At 74.7% G+C, this 1,350-nt stretch carries 1 protein-coding gene and 1 pseudogene; both read left to right on the top strand.

All coding sequences use genetic code 11. From position 1 onward, the window contains the following. Nucleotides 1-495 (top strand): annotated as a pseudogene (locus tag ACFQ4O_RS17620) (baseplate multidomain protein megatron); the annotation flags it as partial. A 42-nt stretch (nucleotides 496-537) separates the two neighbouring features. Further along, on the top strand, nucleotides 538-1,350 hold an 813-nt coding region (locus ACFQ4O_RS17615), incomplete at its 3' end, for a DUF2793 domain-containing protein (protein ID WP_378777685.1).

Here is a 1,350-nt window from a genome sequence, read left to right as displayed (position 1 = left end):
GCCGCCGGCGCCGCCTTCGCCCTGATCGGCAGCGCGACGCCGTCGTCGGAGGCGCCCGAGACCGAGCGGGGACTGACGCTGACCTGGTCCGCCGGCCCCGCCACGCTGCCGCGGGACGACGCGGCCTATGCGCCTCTCGTCGCGCCCCTGACCGGCCGGGGCCTGCTGCCGTTCGCGCCGACGCGGCTCTCCGCCCGGCGACTTTCGAACGGCGACCTGCGTCTGGCCTGGATCCGCCGCGCCCGCATCGGCGGCGACGATTTCGACGCCCGCGAGGTGCGGCTCGGCGAGGAGACCGAGGCCTATGAGGCCGAAATCTGGTTCGGCGGCGTGCGTGTCCGGGCCTTCGAGGTCGCGTCGCCCGCAGCGCTCTACACGTCGGCGCAGCAAGCCGTGGATCTCGGCGGGCCGGCCGTCGAGATCGAACTGCGCGTGCGGCAGATCTCCGCCGTCGCCGGGCCGGGCCTGACCGCGGCGGCGAGCTTCGCCGTCTAAAGACGCATCGTCCGCATCCCCCACCTGTTCGGGAGCCTTCCCATGAGCGACAGCCCCCATCTCGGGCTCGGCTATCTGGCGCCGTCGCAGGCGCAGAAGCACGTCACCGTCAACGAGGCGCTGCGCCGGCTCGACGCGCTGGTGCAGTGCGGCGTGCTGGACCGCACGCGCACGGAGCCGCCGGCCGCGCCGGAGGAGGGCGACCGGCACATCGTGGCCGCGGGCGCCACCGGCCTCTGGGCCGGGCAGGACGGCCGGCTGGCCGCCCGGCTCGACGGCGTCTGGGTCTTCATCGCCCCGAAGCCCGGCTGGCTGGCCTATGTGGCGGCGGAGAACGCGCTGCTCGCCTTCGTGGGCGGCGTCTGGGTCGGCGCCGCCGGCCTGATCGCGGCGCTCGACGGCCTCGCGACGCTCGGCGTCAACGCCACAGCCGACGCCACGAACCGGCTGGCGGTTGCGGCGGACGCGGCGCTGTTCACCCATGACGGCGACGACATGCGGCTGAAGCTGAACAAGGCGGCGGCGGGCGACGTGGCCAGCCTGCTGCTGCAGTCCGGCTTTTCCGGTCGCGCGGAGCTTGGGCTCATCGGCTCGGACGCCTTCGCGCTGAAGGTGTCGGAAGACGGCGCGCTGTGGCGCACCGCGTTCGAGGCGTCCGCTTTGGATGGCCGTCTTTCGTTTCCGGTCTCCCCGCAGCGGCGGCAGGTGGACGTGTTCACAAGCGACGCCGAGTGGTCGCCGCCATCCTGGGCGGGGCGCTGCCGGGTGCTTCTGATCGGAGGCGGAGGAGGCGGGGGCAGCGCGGCCGCCGGCGGCGCCACCTCCAACCGCGGCGGCGGCGGTGGCGGCGGCCAT

It is taken from the genome of Methylopila musalis (assembly GCF_042679725.1).
Taxonomy (GTDB): domain Bacteria; phylum Pseudomonadota; class Alphaproteobacteria; order Rhizobiales; family Methylopilaceae; genus Methylopila; species Methylopila musalis.
This window is presented reverse-complemented; position numbering and strand designations above follow the sequence as displayed.